Source organism: Psychrobacter glaciei (assembly GCF_014652895.1).
GTDB classification, from domain to species: domain Bacteria; phylum Pseudomonadota; class Gammaproteobacteria; order Pseudomonadales; family Moraxellaceae; genus Psychrobacter; species Psychrobacter glaciei.
In genome coordinates, this window is record NZ_BMZR01000002.1 from 439,338 (window position 1) to 463,315 (window position 23,978).

Annotated in this window: 19 protein-coding genes; 5 read left to right on the forward strand and 14 right to left on the reverse strand. The window is 44.0% G+C overall.

Annotated features, from left to right (window positions below; translation table 11 throughout):
• Nucleotides 1-19: 19 nt before the first annotated feature.
• From IE130_RS06595 to sdhC, 5 genes are all read right to left on the reverse strand, one after another.
• Nucleotides 20-2,899: a 2-oxoglutarate dehydrogenase E1 component gene (locus tag IE130_RS06595; protein ID WP_189583504.1), complete on the reverse strand. Its 2,880-nt coding sequence runs from the start codon at nucleotides 2,897-2,899 to the stop codon at nucleotides 20-22.
• An 833-nt stretch (nucleotides 2,900-3,732) separates the two neighbouring features.
• A complete protein-coding gene (locus IE130_RS06600; RefSeq protein ID WP_010200796.1) occupies nucleotides 3,733-4,443 on the reverse strand; it encodes a succinate dehydrogenase iron-sulfur subunit in 711 nt (236 codons plus the stop codon).
• A 180-nt stretch (nucleotides 4,444-4,623) separates the two neighbouring features.
• Nucleotides 4,624-6,474 (reverse strand): succinate dehydrogenase flavoprotein subunit, encoded by a 1,851-nt coding sequence (gene sdhA / locus IE130_RS06605; RefSeq protein WP_189583538.1) that lies wholly within the window; start codon nucleotides 6,472-6,474, stop codon nucleotides 4,624-4,626.
• A gap of 255 nt (nucleotides 6,475-6,729) precedes the next feature.
• On the reverse strand, nucleotides 6,730-7,116 hold the full coding sequence (gene sdhD, locus IE130_RS06610) for a succinate dehydrogenase, hydrophobic membrane anchor protein (protein WP_227500963.1): 387 nt from the start codon (nucleotides 7,114-7,116) through the stop codon (nucleotides 6,730-6,732).
• Nucleotides 7,117-7,136: 20 nt separating this feature from the next.
• On the reverse strand, nucleotides 7,137-7,523 hold the full coding sequence (sdhC, locus tag IE130_RS06615) for a succinate dehydrogenase, cytochrome b556 subunit (RefSeq protein ID WP_010200793.1): 387 nt from the start codon (nucleotides 7,521-7,523) through the stop codon (nucleotides 7,137-7,139).
• 1,026 nt (nucleotides 7,524-8,549) lie between these two features.
• On the opposite strand from sdhC, the gene gltA reads away from it, so the two are divergent.
• Nucleotides 8,550-9,830, forward strand: a complete 1,281-nt coding sequence (gene gltA / locus IE130_RS06620; protein ID WP_189583541.1) for a citrate synthase — start codon at nucleotides 8,550-8,552, stop codon at nucleotides 9,828-9,830.
• Between the two features lie 125 nt (nucleotides 9,831-9,955).
• Here gltA and IE130_RS06625 read toward each other — a convergent pair whose 3' ends face one another.
• Nucleotides 9,956-10,945 carry a hypothetical protein gene (locus IE130_RS06625; RefSeq protein WP_189583543.1) on the reverse strand — a complete coding sequence of 330 codons (990 nt, stop codon included), beginning with the start codon at nucleotides 10,943-10,945 and terminating at the stop codon, nucleotides 9,956-9,958.
• A gap of 81 nt (nucleotides 10,946-11,026) precedes the next feature.
• The gene (locus IE130_RS06630; protein WP_189583545.1) at nucleotides 11,027-11,539 is read right to left on the reverse strand and encodes a type IV secretion protein Rhs; all 513 of its coding nucleotides are present in this window, start codon (nucleotides 11,537-11,539) and stop codon (nucleotides 11,027-11,029) included.
• A 422-nt stretch (nucleotides 11,540-11,961) separates the two neighbouring features.
• Between IE130_RS06630 and IE130_RS06635 the strand changes: the two genes are divergently transcribed.
• Both IE130_RS06635 and ribBA read left to right on the forward strand, forming a co-directional pair.
• Nucleotides 11,962-13,251 (forward strand): replication-associated recombination protein A, encoded by a 1,290-nt coding sequence (locus IE130_RS06635; RefSeq protein WP_189583548.1) that lies wholly within the window; start codon nucleotides 11,962-11,964, stop codon nucleotides 13,249-13,251.
• A gap of 328 nt (nucleotides 13,252-13,579) precedes the next feature.
• Nucleotides 13,580-14,692 carry a bifunctional 3,4-dihydroxy-2-butanone-4-phosphate synthase/GTP cyclohydrolase II gene (gene ribBA / locus IE130_RS06640; RefSeq protein ID WP_189583552.1) on the forward strand — a complete coding sequence of 371 codons (1,113 nt, stop codon included), beginning with the start codon at nucleotides 13,580-13,582 and terminating at the stop codon, nucleotides 14,690-14,692.
• Between the two features lie 95 nt (nucleotides 14,693-14,787).
• Here ribBA and IE130_RS06645 read toward each other — a convergent pair whose 3' ends face one another.
• The 6 genes from IE130_RS06645 to IE130_RS06670 form a co-directional block, all read right to left on the reverse strand.
• Nucleotides 14,788-15,279 carry an acyl-CoA thioesterase gene (locus tag IE130_RS06645; protein WP_189583554.1) on the reverse strand — a complete coding sequence of 164 codons (492 nt, stop codon included), beginning with the start codon at nucleotides 15,277-15,279 and terminating at the stop codon, nucleotides 14,788-14,790.
• A gap of 74 nt (nucleotides 15,280-15,353) precedes the next feature.
• Nucleotides 15,354-16,355: a hypothetical protein gene (locus tag IE130_RS06650; protein WP_189583557.1), complete on the reverse strand. Its 1,002-nt coding sequence runs from the start codon at nucleotides 16,353-16,355 to the stop codon at nucleotides 15,354-15,356.
• A gap of 99 nt (nucleotides 16,356-16,454) precedes the next feature.
• Nucleotides 16,455-17,441 (reverse strand): uroporphyrinogen-III synthase, encoded by a 987-nt coding sequence (locus tag IE130_RS06655; RefSeq protein WP_189583559.1) that lies wholly within the window; start codon nucleotides 17,439-17,441, stop codon nucleotides 16,455-16,457.
• A gap of 145 nt (nucleotides 17,442-17,586) precedes the next feature.
• The gene (gene hemC, locus IE130_RS06660; RefSeq protein ID WP_189583563.1) at nucleotides 17,587-18,621 is read right to left on the reverse strand and encodes a hydroxymethylbilane synthase; all 1,035 of its coding nucleotides are present in this window, start codon (nucleotides 18,619-18,621) and stop codon (nucleotides 17,587-17,589) included.
• 194 nt (nucleotides 18,622-18,815) lie between these two features.
• A complete protein-coding gene (locus tag IE130_RS06665) occupies nucleotides 18,816-19,553 on the reverse strand; it encodes a LytR/AlgR family response regulator transcription factor (RefSeq protein WP_189583566.1) in 738 nt (245 codons plus the stop codon).
• 180 nt (nucleotides 19,554-19,733) lie between these two features.
• The gene (locus tag IE130_RS06670) at nucleotides 19,734-20,885 is read right to left on the reverse strand and encodes a histidine kinase (RefSeq protein ID WP_189583569.1); all 1,152 of its coding nucleotides are present in this window, start codon (nucleotides 20,883-20,885) and stop codon (nucleotides 19,734-19,736) included.
• A gap of 113 nt (nucleotides 20,886-20,998) precedes the next feature.
• On the opposite strand from IE130_RS06670, the gene argH reads away from it, so the two are divergent.
• Nucleotides 20,999-22,372, forward strand: a complete 1,374-nt coding sequence (gene argH / locus IE130_RS06675; RefSeq protein ID WP_189584119.1) for an argininosuccinate lyase — start codon at nucleotides 20,999-21,001, stop codon at nucleotides 22,370-22,372.
• A 182-nt stretch (nucleotides 22,373-22,554) separates the two neighbouring features.
• Nucleotides 22,555-22,845 (forward strand): oxidative damage protection protein, encoded by a 291-nt coding sequence (locus IE130_RS06680; protein ID WP_010200774.1) that lies wholly within the window; start codon nucleotides 22,555-22,557, stop codon nucleotides 22,843-22,845.
• Between the two features lie 227 nt (nucleotides 22,846-23,072).
• On the opposite strand, the gene phoU is transcribed toward IE130_RS06680, so the two are convergent.
• A complete protein-coding gene (gene phoU / locus IE130_RS06685) occupies nucleotides 23,073-23,855 on the reverse strand; it encodes a phosphate signaling complex protein PhoU (protein WP_189583572.1) in 783 nt (260 codons plus the stop codon).
• Nucleotides 23,856-23,978 lie beyond the last annotated feature (123 nt).

Genomic DNA, 23,978 nt, shown 5'->3' on the forward strand with positions numbered 1-23,978 from the left:
CTGTTACTTTGACAACCTGCTACTTAGACAATTCGTCCACACTAATACCAAGACCGCCAGCGATTAATGCTTGTTGCTGTTGTACGTGTAATTTCGCAGAACCTGTCGCAGGGGCAGCACTAGGAGGACGTGCTACTGGCTCCATGACTTTTGCCTTGGTTGGATGCGGTACCACAATACGGAACATACTCGGTGCCAAGTAATACCAAGCGCCCTGATTAAGCGGTTCTTCTTGCGTCCAAACGATTTCTTTTAGGTTGCTGTATTTTTCAATTTCAGCAATCAACCGTTCTTCTGGCAATGGATAAAGTTGTTCGATACGGATGATGGCGACATGGTCAAGACCGAGCGCGCGGCGTTGTTCTAGCAAGTCATAATAAACCTTACCACCACATAGCACCATCCGAGTCACGTTGTCTGCGTTGTGCTCATCCATCTCTGGCAATACAGTCTCAAATTTACCATTGGCCAGCTCTTCGAGATTTGACGTAGCCAACTTATGACGCAATAGGCTTTTTGGTGACATGACGATCAATGGCTTACGAATCGGACGCACTGCTTGACGACGTAGGGCATGATAAATTTGCGCAGGCGTCGTTGGCGTAATGACCTGCATATTGTCTTCAGCACATAACTGTAAGAAGCGCTCAAGACGCGCCGATGAATGCTCAGGGCCTTGACCTTCGAAACCATGTGGTAACAACATAGTCAGACCGCATACACGCTGCCATTTGGTTTCGCCACTCGAGATGAACTGATCGATGACGACTTGCGCACCGTTGACGAAGTCACCAAACTGCGCTTCCCAAACGATCAATGCGTTTGGTACGGTCGTTGCATAACCATACTCAAAGGCCAATACTGCTTCTTCTGACAACAATGAGTTATAGGTGGCAAAACGCGCTTGTGTTTCACTCATATGAGCCAGTGGCACATACATACTGCCATCATCGATATTGTAAATTTCACTGTGACGGTGAGCGAAAGTACCGCGACCCACATCTTCACCAGTAATACGAACCAATACTTTATCGTTATCAACTAAAGATGCGTATGCCAATGTCTCAGCAGCACCCCAGTTAAGAGGCTCTTCGCCAGTTTGCATAGCCAAACGCTGATCAACGACTTTTTGAACTTGGCGCTGAAGCTTATAGCCTTCTGGCATTTCAGCCATACGACGTCCGTAACCTTTTAGGATGTCGATATCGACACTGGTATCCCAGTCATCAACCAAATCATGTCCTAGGTAAGGTTTCCAGTCTACAAATAGCTGCTCGTTAGGTTCTTGAACCAGTGAATTGGCAACATAGTCACCACGGTCTAAAGACTCACGGTACTCATCTTCGTATTGCTTTTCTTGTTCAGCATTCAAGATACCATCTGCGATAAGCTTCTGTGCATAAATAGTACGAGTCGTCGGCAGTTTCTTAATAACGGCATACATCAAAGGCTGAGTGGCAGAAGGTTCATCTGCTTCGTTGTGACCGTTACGACGATAGCAGAAAAGATCAATGATGATATCTTTATCAAATTGATGACGATAGTCTAATGCCAATTGTGCAGCAAACACGACCGATTCAGGATCATCACCATTCACGTGTAAAATAGGTGCATGTACCATTTTTGCCACGTCAGTACAGTATTCAGTTGAACGAACATCTTCTTGACGACTGGTCGTAAAACCAACTTGGTTATTGATCACAATATGTACCGTACCACCAGTGGTATAAGCACGAGTTTGTGACATTTGGAACGTTTCTTGAACCACGCCTTGACCAGCAAAAGCAGCATCACCATGGATGACGATTGGCAAGACTGAGTTACCGCCTTTATTGTCTAAAAGAGGTTGGTCATTACGACGAACCTGACGGGCACGTACTGACCCTTGCAATACTGGCGCAACGATTTCAAGGTGCGACGGGTTAAAAGCCAAAGCCAAATGCGCTTCGCCACCTGGCGTCATCACATTAGATGAAAAACCATTGTGATACTTAACGTCGCCTGAGCCTTTTTCTGGCTGAACTTTACCATCGAACTCGTCGAACAAATCAGCAGGTTTTTTACCTAAGATATTCACCAATAAGTTCAAGCGCCCACGATGCGCCATACCGATAACCATCTCTTTGGTGCCATAACCGCCAGCACGTTGGATGATTTCATTGATAGCAGGGATAAAGCTCTCGCCACCCTCTAGACCGAAACGCTTGACACCCGTATATTTACGCGCCAAATATTTCTCTAAGCCTTCGGCAGCGGTTAAGCGCTCAAGGATAGAGAGTCGTTTGTCTTTATCAAACTCAATGTAACCCAGATTGCTTTCGAGATATTTTTCCATCCAGCGCTTTTCTGTACTGGTGGTAACATGCATATATTCGATACCGATATAACGGCTATAAACACGTTCCATGATTTCAATAATTTCACGTAACGGTGCTTCATCCTTACCAATATTCAAATCATTGGTGGGATATATGGTGTCTAGATCGGCTTCTGAAAGATTGTGATACTCAAGCGTCAAATCTTCCACTTCAGCGCGTGGGTGCAGATCTAATGGATCGAGTTTTGCGCGGCGGTGACCACGGCGACGATAAGCAGAAATCAGCTGCTGTACGCCCATTTGCTTAGGGTCGGCACAGTCAGCTGCATTGCTGGTCGTTGTGGTTGCAGGAGTGCCCTTGTTCGCCGTTTGATTGCGAGCAAGTAACAAAAACTGGTCTTTAATAGCATTATGCTGAGCATCGTTTGGCGATTTGTATTGTTCGAAATACGCTTGCCAATCCGTATCAACACTAGTAGGGTCAGTCAGGTATTGCTCATAAAGCACTTCGATATAGTTGGCATTATCAGCGGCCAGTTCAGTATGTTCTACGTCTGCGGCTTCTTTAGTTATACTATTCATAATAATCGTCTATTTGATAGATAAATGAATGGAATCGTGCTTATTATTGTGTCGTTCGTTGTACATTTGATATTTTGACTTTTGAGCTTAAACAGTAATAAGATTTGCTATTGCTGATGATTAATAATTTCTGATGACTAATATTCTGACAACTAATATAAGGCATCGTTGTTCTTACTGTAATAAGTAGCGTTCATCATTATAGATAAAAAATATGTCAAGTAATAATGATGGCGCTACTACAATACTCAGCTCAAACAATAGCCATCTGATAAAATTATTTGTGAACGTCCAGTTTTCTTGTCTGACTCGTTTCACAACATTAATTTATATATACTGCTATCAGCTATAACCAATTTATTAATGATAATACCTTTTGCAAATACCCTATCGTTCAGCTAGCCTATAAATTGGCTGTTTTCGCTGAAATGTCTTCTTATGAAGGATATTTATTGTCATTTTTGGCAAACATACATTGCTGTATAGCTTAGCATGCATGCCTTGCACGACATAGTTTGTTTGCTCAATAGTAGGTATTTACATAATGAATATCTATTATAAACCTCTTACTCCGTGCATTTCTACTGCTAATTATATAGACAGTTCGTTTACATAACAGGACTTCTTACATACCACCAACGTATTGTTAATACTGGCTTACTTTTGACCAGCGATTTAACGCGTTTTAGCCAAATGCGCCTCTCCAAATAGTAAACAGAAATACCTCTTCTATCTCCTACCCATATGCAAATCTAGCTAATAAAAAACACCGCCTAATACTGAGACGGTGTTTCATTATGATATGTACATAAACTAGGCAGCGATTAACTCGTTTAACCTGCTTGGTCTATCAGCATGTTACGTAGATGACCGATTGCTTTGGTAGGGTTCAAACCTTTTGGACACACTGAAACGCAGTTCATGATACCGCGACAACGGAACAGGCTGAACGGATCATCCAAACGTGCCAAACGTGCTTGTGTATCACCATCACGGCTATCAGCGACGAAGCGATAAGCATGTAATAGTGCAGATGGACCTAAGAATTTATCAGGGTTCCACCAGAACGATGGGCAGCTGGTTGAGCAGCACGCACATAGAATACATTCGTACAGACCGTTTAGCTTTTCGCGTTGCTCAGGTGACTGCAAACGCTCTGTTGGCGGTGCTGGCTGATCGTTGATTAAATACGGGTGTACTTTTTCGTACTGCTCGTAGAATTGGTTCATATCGACGACCAAATCACGAACAACAGGTAAACCCGGCAACGGACGAACAGTAATTTTTTCGGGTAGCGTGTTCATGTTGATAAGACAGGCTAGACCATTTTTGCCATTGATGTTCATGCCATCAGAGCCACAAATGCCTTCACGGCAAGAGCGACGGAAGGTGATGGTTTCATCTTCCTTTTTCAGGCGTAATAACACGTCAAGCAACATACGATCTGAGTCTAACAACTCAACTGTATAGGTTTGCATACGTGGCGCTGCGTCCAGATCAGGATCGTAGCGGTAGATTTCGATGGTGCGAGTACCTCGGCTCATAATGCTAAACTCCACACGTAGGTGATGGCGGGCGTACAAAGGTTGCAACATATCAGCGCTAGATAGAGTATCTTTATCACAGCGCTGGCATGAGCATGTAGCTGGCGGTCACCTTTTTAATAAATTAATAAGGGATAAAACGGTAACGCTGTTCATATAGACCAGCGGCGCAGTCAAAAATTAATAGACGCGAACTTTTGGCTCGATATAATCAACGGTCAATGGCACTTTGCGTACTGGCTTATAAACGATTTTATTGCCTTCAGAATACCACAAGGTATGCTTCATCCAGTCATGATCGTTACGACCGTTTGGTGCATAGTCATCATCTTCTGGACGATCGTAGTCAGACACACTGTGTGCACCGCGACTTTCATGACGCATCGCTGCTGATATCATTGTTGCTTTAGCCACTTCATATAGATTAGCCACTTCGAAAGCTTCGATACGGGCCGTGTTAAAGACTTGTGATTTATCAGCCAAATGAATCTGGTCGATTTTGTCGCCTAGCGCTAAAATTTTCTCAACGCCTTCGTCCATCATCGCTTGCGTACGGAATACACTGGCATGTGTCTGCATGGTCGAACGAATTTCGTCCGCAACGTCTTGAGCGTTATAGCCTTCGGTCGATTGTTGCAGTTTGTCTAAACGCTTCACTGTAAAATCAAGGACGCGTGGATCAAGTGGTTTATAGTTGTGATCGGCATGATGGAATTCATCAACGATATGCTTACCAGCAGCACGGCCAAATACCAATAGATCAAGTAGTGAGTTTGTACCTAGACGGTTGGCACCGTGAACACTGACACAAGCACATTCACCGATAGCGTAAAGACCTTTAACGACAGTGCCTTTCGTGTATAGACCTTCTTCATCCGTACCCGCTTCTAGATCAGGCGTGATGACTTGACCATGAATCGTGGTTGGAATACCGCCCATCATATAATGAATGGTTGGGATAACTGGAATCGGCTCTTTGGTGATATCAACGTTGGCAAAGTTTTTACCAATCTCAAATACCGATGGCAAACGCTTCATGATGGTTTCAACACCTAGATGCGTCATATCCATAACGATATGATCCGCATTAGGGCCACAACCACGGCCTTCTTTGATTTCTTGATCCATAGAACGTGATACTAGATCACGTGGTGCCAAGTCTTTCACAGTTGGCGCATAACGCTCCATGAATGCTTCGCCATCTTTATTACGTAAGATAGCGCCTTCACCACGACAACCTTCGGTCAATAGCACGCCTGCACCATGAACGCCTGTTGGGTGGAACTGCCAGAATTCCATGTCTTGTAATGGAATACCTGCACGGACTGCCATGCCAATACCGTCACCAGTATTGATATAAGCGTTGGTAGATGCGGCAAAGATACGGCCTGCACCACCTGTCGCTAGGACAGTAATCGGTGACTGGAATACAGCTACAGTACCAGTCTCTTGCTCAAGCGCGATGACGCCGTTGATGTTACCGGCTTCGTCTTTGATCAAGTCAAGAGCGATCCACTCGATAAAGAACTCAGTACCTTGCTCTAGGTTTTTTTGATATAGCGTGTGCAATAGTGCGTGACCTGTACGGTCAGCAGCGGCGCAAGCACGTTGTACCGCTTTTTCGCCATAGTTTGACGTATGACCACCAAACGGACGCTGATAAATCGTGCCATCTTCGTTACGGTCAAACGGCATGCCCATGTGCTCAAGCTCATAGACGACTTTTGGCGCTTCACGGCACATGTACTCGATAGCGTCTTGATCACCTAACCAATCTGACCCTTTAACGGTGTCATAAAAGTGAAAGTGCCAGTTATCATTGCTCATGTTACCCAAACTTGCACCGATACCGCCTTGAGCAGCAACCGTGTGCGAACGCGTTGGGAATACTTTGGTCAGGACTGCAACCTTCATGCCCGCTTCTGCCAAGTGTAGTGAAGCACGCATACCTGAGCCACCACCACCAACGATAACTGCATCGTAGTTGAGGGTCTTAATATTACTAATGGTATTATCTTGTCTAGTTGCCATTACGGTTTTCCTAATGCCTGTTAATGCTTAGAAGTAAATAAAAAGGCTGTCTCAAAATCATCCTATTGCTGGACAAAACACTGTATTGTCTCGCCCCTACTTGAAATTATCAAAGTGGATGACGCAAACAACCTTTAGCCACCTAATTTGCATATCTATCTTTATATTGGGTTCGCTCACTGACTAAACCATAGCGCACCTATTATATAAGTGACTGACTAAGTCAGTAATATCCAACGCTATGATTGGCTATAGTTAAACGGCAACAACACCGAAACCAGTACCCCAAAAAATCATGATGCCCCAAAATAAAAACACTAAAATAGCAATAATCATCAATGACTGTAGCACTAAGCGTAGACCTGCTGCGCTTGAGCCTAGTTTGCCAGTGGTAATATAATCAGTGAACACGGTCCACATACCAACCCAAGCATGGCCAGCTAGTGCAAGTACCGCCACTAAGCTAAATAAACGCATAGGCAGACTGGTCATGAATGATGACCATTCAAGATAAGTAACGTCGCCGTGCGTCAAAAAGAAGCCCAGCAATACCACACTATAAACAGCTAAAACGACAGCGCTAATACGCTGGATAATCCAATCGCGTGAGCCTGAACCGGTCAGACCAGTCGCACTTTTGATTCCTGAATCATTTTTAATCATTAGAACATCACCCATACAAATGACGCGACAATTAGAATCGCTGCAATCACAAAACTAACCATAGACGCAGTGCGGCCAGATTTTAGTTCTTCATTCATGCCCATATCAGCAAATAAGTGCTTGATACCCATCACAAAGTGATAAGCAATCGCCGCAACGAATATCCATGCTAAAAAGCGCACAAGTACGTTGTCAAATACGGTCTCAAAACTCTCAGGCGACGCCAATGAGTTCTGTAGTAACCACAGCATGACAGGAATCAATAAAAATAGAATAATGCCAGAGATACGATGCAAGATTGAGGCGATCGCAATCGGTGAGCGATTAACGCTAATCACTTGGCTTAAAGGCAGATCAATAGGTCGGTTGCTTTTCACAGCGGGCATCCTTTTTGCGGTTATACTCCTGTATCTGCTAACAACCACTGCTTGATATAAATAGTATCAAGTTAGGTATTGAGCAACACACGAGACGAATAAAGTAAGGAAGAGCTAGCTGACTTCGTTTAGTTTGCGCTAAATATGAAGAAATGGTCGGATGGTAAATGGTGTAGCAGGACTCGTTAAATTGATAAGCTTTTTAATAGCGGCTTATCGACTAACCAACAAGTAAGCGCACTATTCGTTAGAGCGATTAACTATTCTATTTTTACTGATACTTTTCACATAGAAAAAGATCACTGTCTTCTCTACATCAATATGAACCATAAGCGGATTAATTAAAATAGGCTCATTACTTAAAAATAGGACAGTTAACAAGATCTATCAGACCATCACGTAAAGCTCTGGTCTAAACAGTCACCGTCTAGTCGTCACTAAATATAGATAGAGTCAGCTTTAAACGACACTATATCATGACCACTTATCAATTCGCACAAAGCGAGTGCCAGTTAAGTAACGCTAATTATAAAATGACTGGGCGACAATTACAAATTTATCCCTAAACTAATGAAATAAGAAGGCTTATTTAACAAACAAGCGAATTTGTGCAATACTAAATCCCCCCTGACGACTCAGCTCAGAGGATTAGATGACCCATTCCGTTCGCCTACTACTCATACGCAGTCTGTTTTTAGCATAGATAGCCAAAATACGCTTTGCTCTATTTTAGTAAATCGATGCAGATATTATGCGCATAATAGAGTTTGCCTTAACGCTCTAAAAGGGCAGTTTTTAAGCAAAATAACCAAGCAGACATATTTTGATACAAAATTTACAGTAGATAGACACTATGAAACCACACCAGTTGGTGCCTTTGCTGCTAAAAGTTTTTTCAAATCATAGAGAATTGCTGCTAATATAGCCTGCATATTAAATACGTTAAAAACATTTTGACCGTTTTACTAGTAATGGCGCGAGGCTGTGCGTCGGTATATTTTTATTCTAACAAGTTAAAACAATGGAGATTAAATTATGGCTGACAATCAAGCCACATTGACCGTAGATGGTAAGGACTACCAACTTCCTATTACTGAAGGTACTTTAGGACCGTCAGTAATCGAAGTTGCTGCTTTCCAACAAGCTGGCTACTGGACCTATGATCCAGGTTTCATGGCAACCGCTCCTGTCGAATCAAAAATCACCTTCATTGATGGCGGCAAAGGCGAGTTATTGCATCGCGGCTACCCTATCGATCAATTAGCAAACAACGCTGAATATTTAGAAGTGGCTTATGCGCTTGTTCATGGCGAATTGCCTAATGCCGAGCAAAAAGCAGATTTCTTTGAAAAGATCCGTAAGCACTCAGGCGTCCATGACCAATTGCGTAAGTTCTTTGAAGGCTTCCGTCGTGACGCGCATCCAATGGCTATTATGGTTGGTGTCGTTGGTGCTTTATCAGCCTTCTATCATGACAACCTAGACGTCAGTAACGAAGAGCATCGTGAAATCACGGCTATTCGTCTGATTGCTAAAATGCCAACGCTTGCTGCGATGAGTTACAAATACTCTCAGGGCGAACCGTTCATGTACCCGCGTAATGACTTTAACTACGCTGAAAACTTCTTATACATGATGTTTGCAACGCCTGCTGATGTAGATTATCAGAAAAACGATGTCATCACTCGTGCAATGGACAAAATCTTTACCTTGCATGCTGACCATGAGCAAAACGCTTCTACGTCAACGGTACGTTTAGCAGGCTCTACGGGTGCTAACCCTTATGCGTGTATCGCTGCTGGTATCGCAGCCCTTTGGGGACCATCACATGGCGGCGCGAACGAAGCCGTTCTTGAGATGCTAGATGAAATCGGTACTGTTGAAAACGTGCCTGAATTCATGGAAAAAGTAAAAAGCCGTGAAGTGAAGCTAATGGGCTTTGGTCACCGTGTCTACAAAAACTTCGATCCACGTGCGCAAGTAATGAAAGAGACTTGTGATGAGGTATTAGAAGCACTTGGTATCAATGATCCTAAGCTTGAATTGGCAATGGCGCTAGAAAAAATTGCACTAGAAGACCCGTTCTTCATCGAGCGCAACCTATATCCAAACGTTGATTTTTACTCTGGTATCATCTTGAAAGCTATCGGTATCCCAACGTCAATGTTTACCGTAATCTTTGCATTGGCTCGTACTTCTGGTTGGATCAGCCATTGGTTAGAGATGCACAGTGCACCATTCAAAATCGGTCGCCCACGTCAGTTATATACTGGTGAAACGCGCCGTGATTTTGTAAAGGTCGAAGATCGCAAGTAAGCTAAATAGTATTTGAGCAATAAAAAATCCCGCCATCGTGCGGGATTTTTATGCTTTTAGTTTTAGATAAATATATTAGCTCTATTATATATAATTGCTGATTCAAACGTGCGCAATATCGTCAGTTATTGGAATTCTTTTAGTGTCTGCTCATATTTAGCAATCTGTTCATCATACCCTTCGATGGTGTCATTAAACTTAGTCATCAATGTCTCAAACTCTTGTTGCTGATCAACCTTCATTTGTTGCATATCGATGACTTGCTGCGCTTCTATTTGCTCCCAGACTTGGTGTTGAATAATCAAGCGAGCCAGCGCTGGGCTTTTTGCACTGACCCTGCCAGCGATTTCTGCATGTTCGAATAACTGCGGTGTCAAAGTGGCTATATTAATCAGCGTATCAGAATCCTCTGCACTAAGCGGGGTAGTCACAGGCTGATATAACGCGTCCATCGCTTGCTGATAACTTTCTATCATTTGTGCTTCAGTCATCATCACAGGTTTACGCGGCTCAAGACTGATACGCTTAAGTACAGTCAAATCGCGCTCACCAACCTCAGTACTGGTGTTAATGTCAGCATCCGTGATATCGCCCTCGGTAGCGGCTGGTACTGATGCTTGTTCAGACGCATTACTGTTGCTCGCCTCTGTAGCTGGCAAACCGCTATTATCGGGTGTATTACTAGCAGTCACTTGATTACCAAGATTGCCATCATCATTAGCCGTAGTGTCAGTCGCTCCTTCGAGCAATAATGCATCGCCATCGGACGCATCAGCAGCTTGTAATGACTCATACTCTGCTTGTAGCCGACGCTGCAACCCTTGTGCTTGATCGACGTACAACGGCTGAAACTGTTTGATACGCGCAGCAGCTGAATCACTTTGCGGCATTGGTTGACTGTCTTCAGCACTCGTCTGTTCAGTGCTTTGACTGTCCTTTGGCTCAGGTTGCGTGTCTGCTTGCTGGCAACCACTCAATAGTAATATGCCGCTTAGCATTACTACAAGTGCCGTTGAGGGATAACGTAGAGAGCTGGTGCTTTTGTCTGAGAAGCTTTTATTCATGTCGCTATCATGAGCCTCATTATCCAGCGTTTCTGGCAAAAATTTAAACATCAGAGTACATATCCTTTGTTAATGCAAAATAATAAAAGTTAGAATTATCACAGCAATCCATTGCTGGTTTATGTCGTTTTTTTAGTCGTACTTTTTACCTGTCGCATTATTCACAGCATGTACGCTCAGAAATGGAATACAAGCTTCTAAATCTTGACAGTCTTTGCCAAGTTGCCGACGTACGAAATAGTCTTGCACCATGCGTGCCTGTTGTTCGATACCATATCTAAAAAAGGATTTACCTGTTTCTAGCACATAATCATAACGGCGATTGATAACCGCACCGCATACGACCTTTAATCCTTGTTGTAGCTGCCAAACGTGGGTTAGCTCGTGTATGAGCCAACTTTGCTTACCAATGGACGCATGGCTAAAATCTGCTATCCAATCTGCCGGATGGAAGTAAATATTACCATTAGGGCTGACCGCATAATTTTTGAGTACCCAGCGCGCGGTTTTAAGGTGAACGTCATCGAGCGTGATACTGTCACCAAATACTGAATGCGCCAATGCTATCTCACCAGCAGTCAGCCTTCGTGATTGTTTTTTTGAAAATCTTGCTTGTAAAAACTGCTTGAGAGTCTGCTGATACATGGTTAATGAGTTACCTTACGCTAGTGAATCATGCTAAACCATTAAATAGGGGTGCAAACATTGAAACCCAAGCATTGAAAAACAAGCATTGAAAAACAAGCATTGAAAAACAAGCATTGAAAAACAAGCATTGAAAAACAAATATCTAAGACATAAGCTGTACACTTAGCCGATTTTTCTTAACGTCAATCTACGTTAGCCTAGCCGCTCAACTATAATAGTTATGAAGAGCAATGATTAAGGGCTGTTTGTATAAATTAGCTTATTTTTACCACTGATGTCTAATACTGATTATCAAATAGCTTTGTTTTTCTACAAAAAAGAGCGACTGCCGAATATTTATTCTGTACAAAACAGCTTCACCAAGTCACTCTGTCATTGTAGTAAAGTCATAATTATCCGACCCTATAATAGAGAGTCCTATGCCGCCTAACTTTCATGCCGATACCCCACTCGCCCAGCGTATGCGCCCCACGACTCTTGATGCTATTATTGGTCAAGAACATTTATTAGCAGAGGGTGCGCCATTAAGACGCTTAGTGGAGCAAGGACATCTGCCGTCCATTATCTTGCATGGTGAAGCTGGCATTGGCAAAACCACCATTGCCATGCTGCTCGCTGATGCAGTTGGCAGGCCTTTTCATGCGCTATCTGCCTTGAATACTGGCGTTAAGCAATTGCGTGAAGTGCTAGATACCAAAGATTCTTTAAACTTTGAATCACCAGTGGTGTTCATCGACGAGATTCATCGTTTTAACAAAGCTCAGCAAGATGCACTATTGGGCGCTGTAGAGTCTGGTGATATTACCTTGATTGGTGCGACTACGGAAAATCCTTCCTTTAGTGTCAATAATGCCCTCTTATCTCGTTGCCAAGTATATCGCCTAGAGCCGCTGACACCAGAGCAAATCAGTGCGGTATTACAGCGAGCGCTGTCGGAAGACAACGTGCTAAAAGAACTGACTGTCGATTTACAAGCAAAAGACACTATCAGTCAATTGGCGCATGGTGATGCCAGAAAGGCGCTGAATGTATTAGAGCTTGCCATTCAAACGGCTGATGCTAAACAGTCGCCGGTTATCATTGATGACGAACTGGTTAGCCGAGTGGCGCAAACCGCTTTGGTGCGTTACGACAAAGATGGCGAGCAGCATTACGATATCGTATCAGCAATGATAAAATCTGTCCGTGGCTCCGATCCTGATGCGGCTTTGTATTGGATGGCGCGGATGCTGGTGGGCGGCGAGCCTGCTGACTTTATTGCGCGCCGTTTGGTCATCTTAGCCAGCGAAGATATCGGTAATGCCAACCCGAATGCCTTACTCCTTGCTGATGCAGCGTTGCGTAGTGTGCAGTCGATTGGTATGCCTGAGGCACGTCTAATTTTAGGGCAAGTGGTGGTTTATCTGGCGACCAGTGCCAAAAGTAACAGCACGTATAAAGCGATTAATGCTGCGATGGCATTGGCAGAAAATGATGCATCCCCTGTGCCGCTACATCTGCGCAATGGCGTTACTAAGCTGATGCGACATCAAGGTTATGGTCAGGACTATGTCTATCCTCATGACTACCCCAACCATTATTATCCGCAGTCATATTTGCCAGACAATTTAATTGGCACACGCTTTTATGAGTTTGCAGACAATCAACGAGAGCAGCACAGCAAGCAATTTATGGATTGGCTAAAAACCCAAGCAGCAAGTAACGACTAACCATGTATAACACGGCTCGGATCATTATGTAACGTGCACTTTAATGCATAAATGGTAGCGCTCATTGATAATACTTATGACGATTTTTGACATACTGAACGATATAGTGGGAAGATGACACAGCACGTTGCGATGAAAAGCGTTAAAATGACCTCATAATGAACTATACAAGCCATTAAGTGCGTCACTTTTTATTGAATGACATTACTGATAGCGCGCTTTGCTTGACCGTAACAGCGCTTTGTATCATCTGCTGCTACAATAGGTAGATAATGCTCTATATCCCAAATCACACCTATCTATAAATAATAAGACATTGAGATTTACTATGAGTTTAAATACGATTCCTGAGATTATCGAAGACATTCGTGCTGGTAAAATGGTCGTCTTGATGGATGATGAAGACCGCGAAAACGAAGGTGATATCATCATGGCAGCGACCCATGTGCGCCCTGAAGATATCAACTTTATGATTACCCATGCTCGCGGCTTAGTCTGCTTGACCATCTCACAAGCGCGTGCGCATCAGCTGTCTTTACCATTGATGTCTGAACGTAACGAAGCCAAATTTAGCACCAACTTTACCGTATCAATCGAAGCTGCTGAAGGCGTTACGACTGGTATCTCTGCTGCCGATCGCGCCCGTACGATTCAAGCAGCGGTTTCTGCTACTGCTAAAGCTGAAGATATTGTACAGCCTGGCCATATCTTTCCTATCATCGCGCAAGATGGTGGCGTATTGCATCGCGCAGGCCATACCGAAGCCGGTTGTGACTTATCACGCTTAGCCGGTCTTGAGCCAGCATCTGTGCTCGTCGAAATCATCAATGCTGATGGTACGATGGCACGTCGTGATGATCTTGAAATATTTGCCAAAGAGCATGATCTTAAAATTGGTACGATTGCTGATCTCATCAACTATCGTATCGCCAATGAACAAACAGTAGAAGAAGTAGAATCACATCCTTTTGAAACTGAACATGGTACGTTCACTTTGCATCGCTTCCGTGAATTTGGTGCTGATGAGACTCATTTAGCGTTAGTTAAAGGTGATGTCAGCGAAGGCGTCAGTACGGTACGTGTTCATGGCTTCCATCCATTACGTGATTTGTTTGCGGCTAAAAATGACATGACTGGCCGTAGTGGCTGGAGCGTACAAGCGGCATTAAAAGAAATTAGCGCCTCAGATCGCGGTGTATTGGTTTGGATTGGTAGTAACCAACCCGTTGATTTAGGGGATGCGTTAGATAAAGCTGCAGACAATGAATCGCAATCCACGCTCACGCAGCAGCCGTATCGTAGCGTTGGTGTGGGTGCGCAGATATTACGTCATTTAGGCGTTCGTGATATGCGCCTATTGTCATCACCGATGAAGTTTTATGCCCTTTCAGGCTTTGATCTGAACGTGGTTGATTTTGTGCATGCGCCGCAGCAAGACTAAAACCTGTTTGCGTTATTGAGTCGAAAAATCAAGCTTAAAAAAGGCACGCTAGCGTAATGTTAGCGTGCCTTTTTATATTTATTAGGTATTAATTTTTAAAATTTAGGCGTGTGTCCAACGTCTGTTTCTAATGCGAGCAGTCGTTCACGCTCCTCGATTGTCCAAGGTAACTTAGTTTTGCCATCACTCTCTAAGCGCACCACGACTGCTTCAGCCGTCGCAACGATAGCCAATTGCGCCGTACTATAGTAACGATACTCTATGGTTATACTCGTATTGCCCAAACGTTGACAACGAACGCCTAATAATAAAGTATCCGGATAGGTCACGGGACGCAAATACTGGCAACTGGATTGTGCTAATACGGTGACCATGCTGCCATCAAACATCCCTAACGTCTGCAAATACGCAATACGCGCTGACTCAGCATAACGGTAATAGACGACGTTGTTTAAGTGGTTAAACGCATCCATCTCGCCCCAGTGAATCGGCTGATGATGAATAACAGGATAATGCGCCAATTCGTCAGGACGACTATCGTTTAGTACCTCAGTGGCAAGACCGACTGTTCTATTTGGCTGATCCATGTTTTAACCTTATCTTTCAATATTGATATAGACGATTGTCTTAAATAATATTCATTTATTGACGTCATCTTTCATTAACGTTGCGGTTTGTCTAAAATTTGCGTGGTCAACAGTGGCGTTGGTTTTGGTGCATTGGCAATCAGTCTATCTAACCAATCGAGTACTTCTGGAATATCGCTTGGCGCTTTCATGGTTTCTAAGTTCTTGGCCAGATCGTTTGTACTTTCAGCAGCGCTCGTCGCACTTTTTTCTGCTTGCGCAGGTTGTTTGCTAGCAGTCATAGAAGACTGTGGCACTAAGGTTTTTAGTTGTTTACGAGCTTGCGTCAGATAGCTGACAAGCTGATCTTGTTCACGCATATTGCTAGCTTGGTTCGCTAAATTCAATGTCATGATAACTTCGTGAATGGTTAATTGGCGGCGTGTCAAAGCAAGGTTATTATTGCTTACTGCTCTACTTTGCTGAGTGCTTTCATTGCCATTATTATTGCTAGTGCCATTACTATTGCTGTTCGCGGCACGCTCATGACTGTGCAAAAAATCTTGAATATTTTGAATCGCTAGATTTTGGATTTGCCACGGGCTTGGTTGTGCACTTTGTGCTTGCAAGCGTTCGATATCTTTGAGCAAGCTTTGCTTAATGACCACGGTCAACGCTGGGGCAATCTCATTGCTGCTTTGTGCCAATTGCCAATGCAGACCACGTAGTAAGTCTATCGCTGCGCTATCGTTATTGTCGGCCAATAATCTATTGGCTGCCTGTATTTGAATACGCAATAAATCCAGCTGATTTTGAGCTTGGTTATTGGTCGCTACGCTCGGCTCTGGTAAGGTCTGCTGACTCATGGCAAATATGCGATCATCCATCTCATTTAGACGGCTGACCACCTGCTCGTTGCTTTGCAGACGCTCATTGACGCTATGTTGAAAACGTTGATGGCTAATATATAAGAATAATAATGCCGCGATAAGTAGCAAAATCACCAACCATTGTAGACGCAACAACAAGGTGTTTGCTTGCCGACGCTGCTGGATAGCAGAAGGTTCCTTAGATAATGATTCAGAATTTATTGACATAAGACAGTACCGTTATGGGTAGGGTTAAACCTATTTAAAGCGAACAAAAAAAGCGTATCACGCTTTAAGTGTTGTCTGGTTATTAAGAAATCGTTTTTTCTATAGGACTTTAGCGCTAATGGCTGCCAGAATGGTTTCCGGCGCCAAATCTTCCACACGCCAATAGCTCAATTGCTGTTCTGCGACCATGTTTGCCAAGCGTTCGCCCAATACGATATAAGTAAAGTCTGATAATTTAAGCGCTACGTTGTCGATCTTGCTTTGATTTGCAATTGCTTCTAAATTCGTCGCTTCTGAAGCCTTTATTACTGTTGCTTCAACAATACTTGCCCAATACTCAAAGGCAGTACCACTACTGATCACGACGACGGGCTTTATTCTGTCTGCTGATGCTATGGTTTTTGATGCGTTTTGTGCCTGAAAATCTTGTAGCCATTGCTCATATTGACTCTGCGCCTCGTCAGGCATGATGCGCTCATACCAAGCAATACTATCGATATGTACACCGCGCGCCTGCAAGGTATCGACCAGCAGACGACGTCCGCCAAGCCCGCGCCATATCAATAGTTTATCGCCCGCTTGTAGACTTTCAATCTCAGGCATCGCCAGCATACCTTCGTTATTGGCAATGGTAGGCTGAAGCACCTGATAACTTGCCACCGGTCGCTTAGCATCATTGAGGACAGCAGCAGTCGCCTCACCAACCGCAATCAAATGACTTGGCGTCTCTAACGCTGCCAATGCAGACTCTGCCAGCTCAGTAGTGTTGTTTTGTTTGTAACGCTCAACCTCAAGCGCTTGCCACATGGCTAACCCTGAGGCCGCAGCGGTCGGACTGACAATAACCAGTGCTTGATAGTCACCAGCCAGCCATTGCCGCATCATTTTTCTGTCTTCATCGGTCGCTGCACGTGCTTGCAATGCCAACATCGGCATCTCAATGACCGACAGCCCTGCCGTTTGTAGACACTGCGTCAGTGGCGCTGCTCGCTCTATCGGGCGCGTGTTGATGACTAGTTGCGGCAGCGCTGATGATTGCTCAGTTGAGTGAGGCGAATCCGTGAACTGTGATGTTGAACAAGGCATAAACCGACCATAAAACAATGCTTATGAAATTAAAGTGAGCGTAATCAGAGTCAGTATAAGTAATTACCACTCTATGATTGAGCTACTCACCATACAGAAATATTATTTTTAAATACTATCTACCCAGATATTATTTATTCGAACATTATTCAGGATGATAAATCGCTGATAAGATAGCACCAGCACCATCGGCAAGTAGGAGCTTGGCAACATCAATACCAAGTTGATTGGCCTGTATTTCTTGCTCTTCTTGCGTACCGACTAATGTGACACGCTTGTCCGCTTTTAGTAGTTCACTACCATCGGCCTGACCCACACGACCACGCAACCACAACACATTGCCATTATCATTGTTGCCATTATTACCATTGTCATCGTTGTTGGCAGCTGTTTCATCAGCCATTTGTAGAACGGCATAAGCCGCAATCGGCACTTGGCAACCACCTTCTAAATGACGGTTTAGCGCGCGCTCAGCGATAAGGCGAATACGAGCCTTATCATCATTGAGCGGTGCAAGCAATTTTATCACCTCGTCATCACCTTCACGGCATTCAATTGCCAGAGCGCCTTGTCCGACCGCAGGCAAGCAAGCATCAATATCAAGCTCGCCACGGATGCGATCGGTAAGTTCAATACGCTGTAAACCACTGGTCGCTAGAATAATCGCATCGTACTCGCCAGCATCCAGCTTACCCAAACGGGTACCAACGTTACCGCGCAAGGTTTTGATTTGTAGATCGGGGCGATAGGCTTTGATTTGACACTGACGACGCAAGCTTGACGTGCCGACCACCGCACCTTGTGGCAACTCATCAATACTATTATAAGTATTGGAAACAAAAGCATCCGTCGGTGAAGCGCGTTTGCAATAAACACCCAGCATCAAGCCTTCCGGCAACTGCATGGGCACGTCTTTTAATGAATGCACGGCGATATCTGCTTGGTTCTCATATAAGGCTTGCTCGAGCTCTTTGACAAACAAACCTTTACCGCCGATTTTGGCCAATGGCGTGTCCAAAATTTTGTCACCTTTAGTGACAATTTTTAGCAGATTAATGGTCAAGTCAGGATACATCTCTAGCAGGCGATCACGAATATGTTCAGCTTGCCATAGCGCCAACGGACTCTGGCGTGTGGCGATATTTAAAGTGGTCAAAGCAGGTTGCTGCGGATTGCTCATAAAGGGCCTCAATAAGTTCGATACGACAGTGCAATGTTCATGCGATGTCAATGCGAAACAGTCATGCAAATTTACCTTATAAAATGGCGATAAAGACCATTTACCATGACTGCCGACGCAAAAAAATACCCCTATTTAAGCATAAATAAGGGTTTGATGATATGGGATGATTATTTCGCTATGACAATGGTGTGTTACATACTCTGAATTTTTTCACGTAACGCTGGCAGGTGACGGCGGCTAACCGCTAGCGTCTCATCAATACCTTTAAACCGTATCTGATACTGTCCCGCATCTAAGGTCTCTAAAAAGTCCAAAAAGCTGAGATTAATAATAGCGTTACGGTGTACCCGAAAGAGGCGGTCTTCAAACTCCTGCTCTAACTCTTTTAGGGTCTCGTCAATGAGGACAATACCGTCTTTATGGCGAACTTTGACGTACTTTTGATCAGCCGTAAAGTAGTAAATGTCTTTGAGCTTAATCAGCTCAACACCGCGGTGGGTACGTGCCGCGATATGTTCACGGACGGGACGTGCCATTGGATCTTCGAGCTTACGAATCTCATTTAACTGCGCTGCGTTTAGATTTTTCGCTTTAGCAAGTGCCTCTAACAGTTCATCTTTATTGGCTGGTTTTAATAAATAACCGATCGCATTGGCTTTTAACGCAGCAATCGCATAATGATCGTAAGCAGTGACAAAAATAATCGCTGGCGGATGCTCAAGCTTAGCAAGCTCTTGCGCACAGCGAACCCCATCCATCTCAGGCATGCGAATATCTAATAAAATGATGTCCGGTTGTTGAGTTTTCACTGCCACGATGGCTTCTGCGCCTGTCGTTGCTTGCGCAACCACTTGATGACCTGACTCCTGCACAATCCTAACCAAACGCTCACGTGCTAACGGCTCATCATCACAAACTACAATCCGCATGGAAACTCCTTTCTTACGGCGTACCTAGTATATTTCTTTAATCGTATCAGTAACATAATAACATTTATCCTTAAGCTGTTATCGCCATCCTTTAAAACTAATAACGAAAATAATAATAGTATAAATGCTGCAATAAATATGCCACGGTCAGTTACTAAAGAGAATATAACCAGATAAAAATCATAGACTGACGTCTTGAAGAGGGTAATCTATGACAGTAACGATTTGCTTACTAGTGACGGTACTTTGAATATCGGCACTTTGGCCAAAGTAGGCGCGTAAACGTTCGGCCTGAATATAAAAATTCATGTGCTGACGCAAATCGTAGTGAACCATTAAGGTTTTTTTGGGCAGTTGCACACTGATGGTAATCGTCACGCGATGCTGTTGCCACGTTACTTCAATATCGATATAAATGGTTTCGGTGGTCATTTCAACCACATTGAGTAGCATTTTTTCAATCACGCTTTGGAGCATCAAAGCAGTGATGACCATGTCATACATGACATCCTCGTCAGGTAGCCGCCAATTGATAATGAGCTTGTCCGCCAAACGAATAGATTCAATGGCAAGATAATGCTCGCAAAGCGCGATTTCTTCTTCAAAACTAATCTCGCGAGCACCTTCAAAACTGGCACGAAATAACGCGGAAACGTGTTGCAATAAGGAGGCTGCTCGAGAGGGATTGGACTCAATAAGGGATACTAAAGTATTAATGGTATTAAAGAAGAAATGCGGGGCAAGGCGTGCTTTAATCACATCGTTTTGTGCAGTCAATTTATACTCAAACGATTTTTTGAGCGCACTAACCTCACGATAGCGACGTAAAAAATACAGTAGAAACACCAAGGTAAAGCCGCCGCCAATGATGGTATCAAACAGGACATTGATAATAAAAGCTTGCAGATCGTATTCGAGCCAGCCCACATTGATCATAATAAGCATGACTAATGTCATTGATATTGCAGAAGCTAGCATGAGTAGCGCAAGAATATAAATACTGACTTTGACGATGCTCATGCGTGTAAAGACAGGGCGTAAATAATCTACTAGGTATAATGATGGGATGATACTTACTGTGTTTTGTAAAAATCGGCTCATGAATTTAATCACAAATTCTGACCAAGTTGCCAAGTCATGACGATCAATCACCGTCACGAACAGCGACCAAAAAAAGATGTAAAGCAGCCACTGCCAAGGTCTCATGACGTCCATGAGCTTGGGAATAAAAAACTCTAAGCGCGCAGCTAGTAAGGCAACCTCATCATTTGCTATACTTGGGCTCTTATTCTCTTGATTTGTCTTAGACCGATATGAACGCCAATTCTTCACACCCTAGTAATCCTGATTCAAATAAAAATTCATCTGTCGCTGATTTTAGCACAGATGCTTCTATAACAAACGCTGCGGTACAAAACAGCCCGACCAGCAGTCAAGGTCAGCAGATGTGGGGCGGGCGCTTTAGTGAAGCAACCGATAGCTTCGTCGCTGCCTTTACTGCCTCCGTGGGCTTCGATCAACGCTTCGCGCGGCACGATATTCAAGGCTCGATTGCACACGCAACCATGCTAAAAGAATGTGACATCTTAAGTGCTGATGATGTTGCCACTATTATTGACGGTCTACAACAAGTGCTGAAAGAGATCGAAGCTGGTGAATTTAACTGGTCGATTGCGCTTGAAGACGTGCATATGAACGTTGAATCGCGCCTGACAGATATCGTCGGTGCAGTGGGCAAAAAGCTACACACTGGTCGTAGCCGTAATGATCAGGTCGCCACCGATATCCGTTTATGGCTGCGCGAAGAGACTGATAATATCATTGCCTTGTTAGTGCGCTTGCAAAGTGGCTTATTAGATTTGGCTGAGCAGCATACTGATACCATCATGCCTGGTTTCACCCATTTGCAAACCGCGCAGCCAGTCAGCTTTGGTCATCACGTGATGGCATGGTTTGAGATGTTATATCGCGATACTGAACGTCTAGTCGATGCGCGTCGCCGTATCAATCAGATGCCGCTTGGTAGTGCCGCGCTTGCTGGCACGACGTTCCCAATCGATCGTACGATTACCGCTGAACTGTTGGGCTTTGAAGGCATTTGCCAAAACTCGCTTGATGCTGTCTCAGATCGCGACTTCGCTATTGAATTCACATCAGCTGCTTCTATCTTGATGATGCACATGTCACGCATGAGCGAAGAGATTATCCTGTGGATGTCAGCGCAGTTTAACTTTGTGCAGATACCAGATCGCTTCTGTACCGGCTCATCTATCATGCCGCAAAAGAAAAACCCTGATGTGCCTGAATTGGTGCGCGGTAAAGCAGCACGCGTCTTTGGTCAACTCATGACCTTGCTCAGCCTGATGAAGAGCCAACCCCTCGCCTACAATAAAGACAACCAAGAAGACAAAGAGCCGCTCTTTGATTGCGTCGATACGTTGACAGGGTCGCTATTGGCATTCGCTGATATGCTACCGAACATCACCCCAAATAAAGAAAACATGCGCGCTGCTACCATGAAAGGCTATGCGACAGCGACTGATTTGGCAGACTATTTAGTGCGTAACGGTGTCGCTTTCCGTGATGCTCATGAAGTGGTTGGTCATGCCGTCGCTTTAGGTATCAAAGAAGGCGTTGATTTGAGTGATTTGTCTTTGGCACAGCTACAGCAGTTTAGCGATGCTATTGGTGACGATGTTTTTGACTTTTTAACACTAGAAGGCTCATTGGCAGCTCGTGATCATTTAGGTGGCACAGCGCCCAATCAAGTGAAGCAAGCCGTCGTTAATGGTCGCGCACGCTTAAAAGTATTTGCGTAAAACCTTTAATAAAACTAGCATCTATTAATAAAAACCCGCTCTCTAGGCGGGTTTTTTATTAACATCAGTAGATAAAGCAGCTGTTACCTTCTATACACCTGATAGGCTTGGCTAAATCTACTAAGACCGTTATCATAGGTGGATACTAATATTCGATTTAATAATACAATAAGGACTGCCTCATGACTGAGAGTTTTAATCCACAAGCCAATACGGTATTTTGCCGCAAATATCAGCAAGAATTACCAAAAATGCCACATCCACCTTTTCCTAATAAAAAAGGTCAAGAGCTGCAAGAAACGGTCTCTGACAAAGCATGGAAAGAATGGATTGAGCACCAAACCATGCTGATTAACGAAAATCATTTAAGCATGATGGATCCTAAGGCCAAGCAGTTTTTAACAGAGCAACGTGATAAATTTTTAGACAATGAAGATTATGAGCGCGCGCAAGGTTGGACGCCAGAAAGCTAATTATTTGTGATTTTCTGCTATAAAAAAACGCGCTATATAAATAATATAGCGCGTTTTTTATTTATAGATTATAGTCAGTTGAAAATAAAACTGTTATATAAATTTAAACGCGCTACTGTTATAAATTTTGCGCAGCCTCTGGGAACGCAGCACGCAAGTAAAATTCATCCCAGTAGCGCTATGTTCTTTTTAGAGTACATCGACTATAAAGCGTGTTGAATACCCTATCAATCCTCAGCCTTGTTTGCTGCGCCAGCATCGGTAACGGATGTTGCGCTTGCTTGGCGTGCAGCCATTCGATCGTTGGCTTCTTGCACCGCTTTTTCGACCTCAGCATAGTCTGAATGACGCACGTCCTGACCGCTGATATAATTAATAACCAGCTCTGCCACGTTCTGCGCATGATCACCGATACGCTCAAGCGCACGCAGTACCCACATGATATTCATGACTTTTGAGACGTAGCGCGAGTCCTCCATGATATAGGTCATCAAGGCGCGAATGGCCGACTGATACTCATCATTGACTACCTTATCATTACGCATGACTTCAAAGGCCTGCTCGGCGTTCGATTGGCTAAAAGCTTCCAGCGCATTATGTACCATCAGCCGAACTTGGTTGCTCAAATGCTGAACTTCCGCATACCCATACTCAGTCTTACCTTGCGCGATAATTTTGATTGTCATCTGGGCGATTTTCACCGCTTCATCACCGATGCGCTCTAAATCAACCACGCCTTTGCTGATGGCCATGACCAAACGCAAATCACTGGCAGCTGGCTGACGTTTGGCAACCAGTAATAAGATATGTTCGTCCAAATCGACTTCCATACGATTGATATCAAAATCCATATCAATCACTTCTTGTGCCAGCGCTTGGTTTTTATCGGTTAATGCATGGATTGCCTTGGCGACTTGATTGGCCGCGCTATCACCCATATGCAGAAACAGTCGAATCGCTTCATCAAGATCTTGGTCAAAACTTTTAGAGATATGCTTGTCATTTTGCATAGAACGTATTCCCTGAAATCTGGGTTTCGATGACACCGTGTGCCTATTAAAGGGCACATTGTTTGAGTGCTCAAAACCGATCTGCCGATATACCTCGGTCAATGTCAAAAACTTCGAATGATT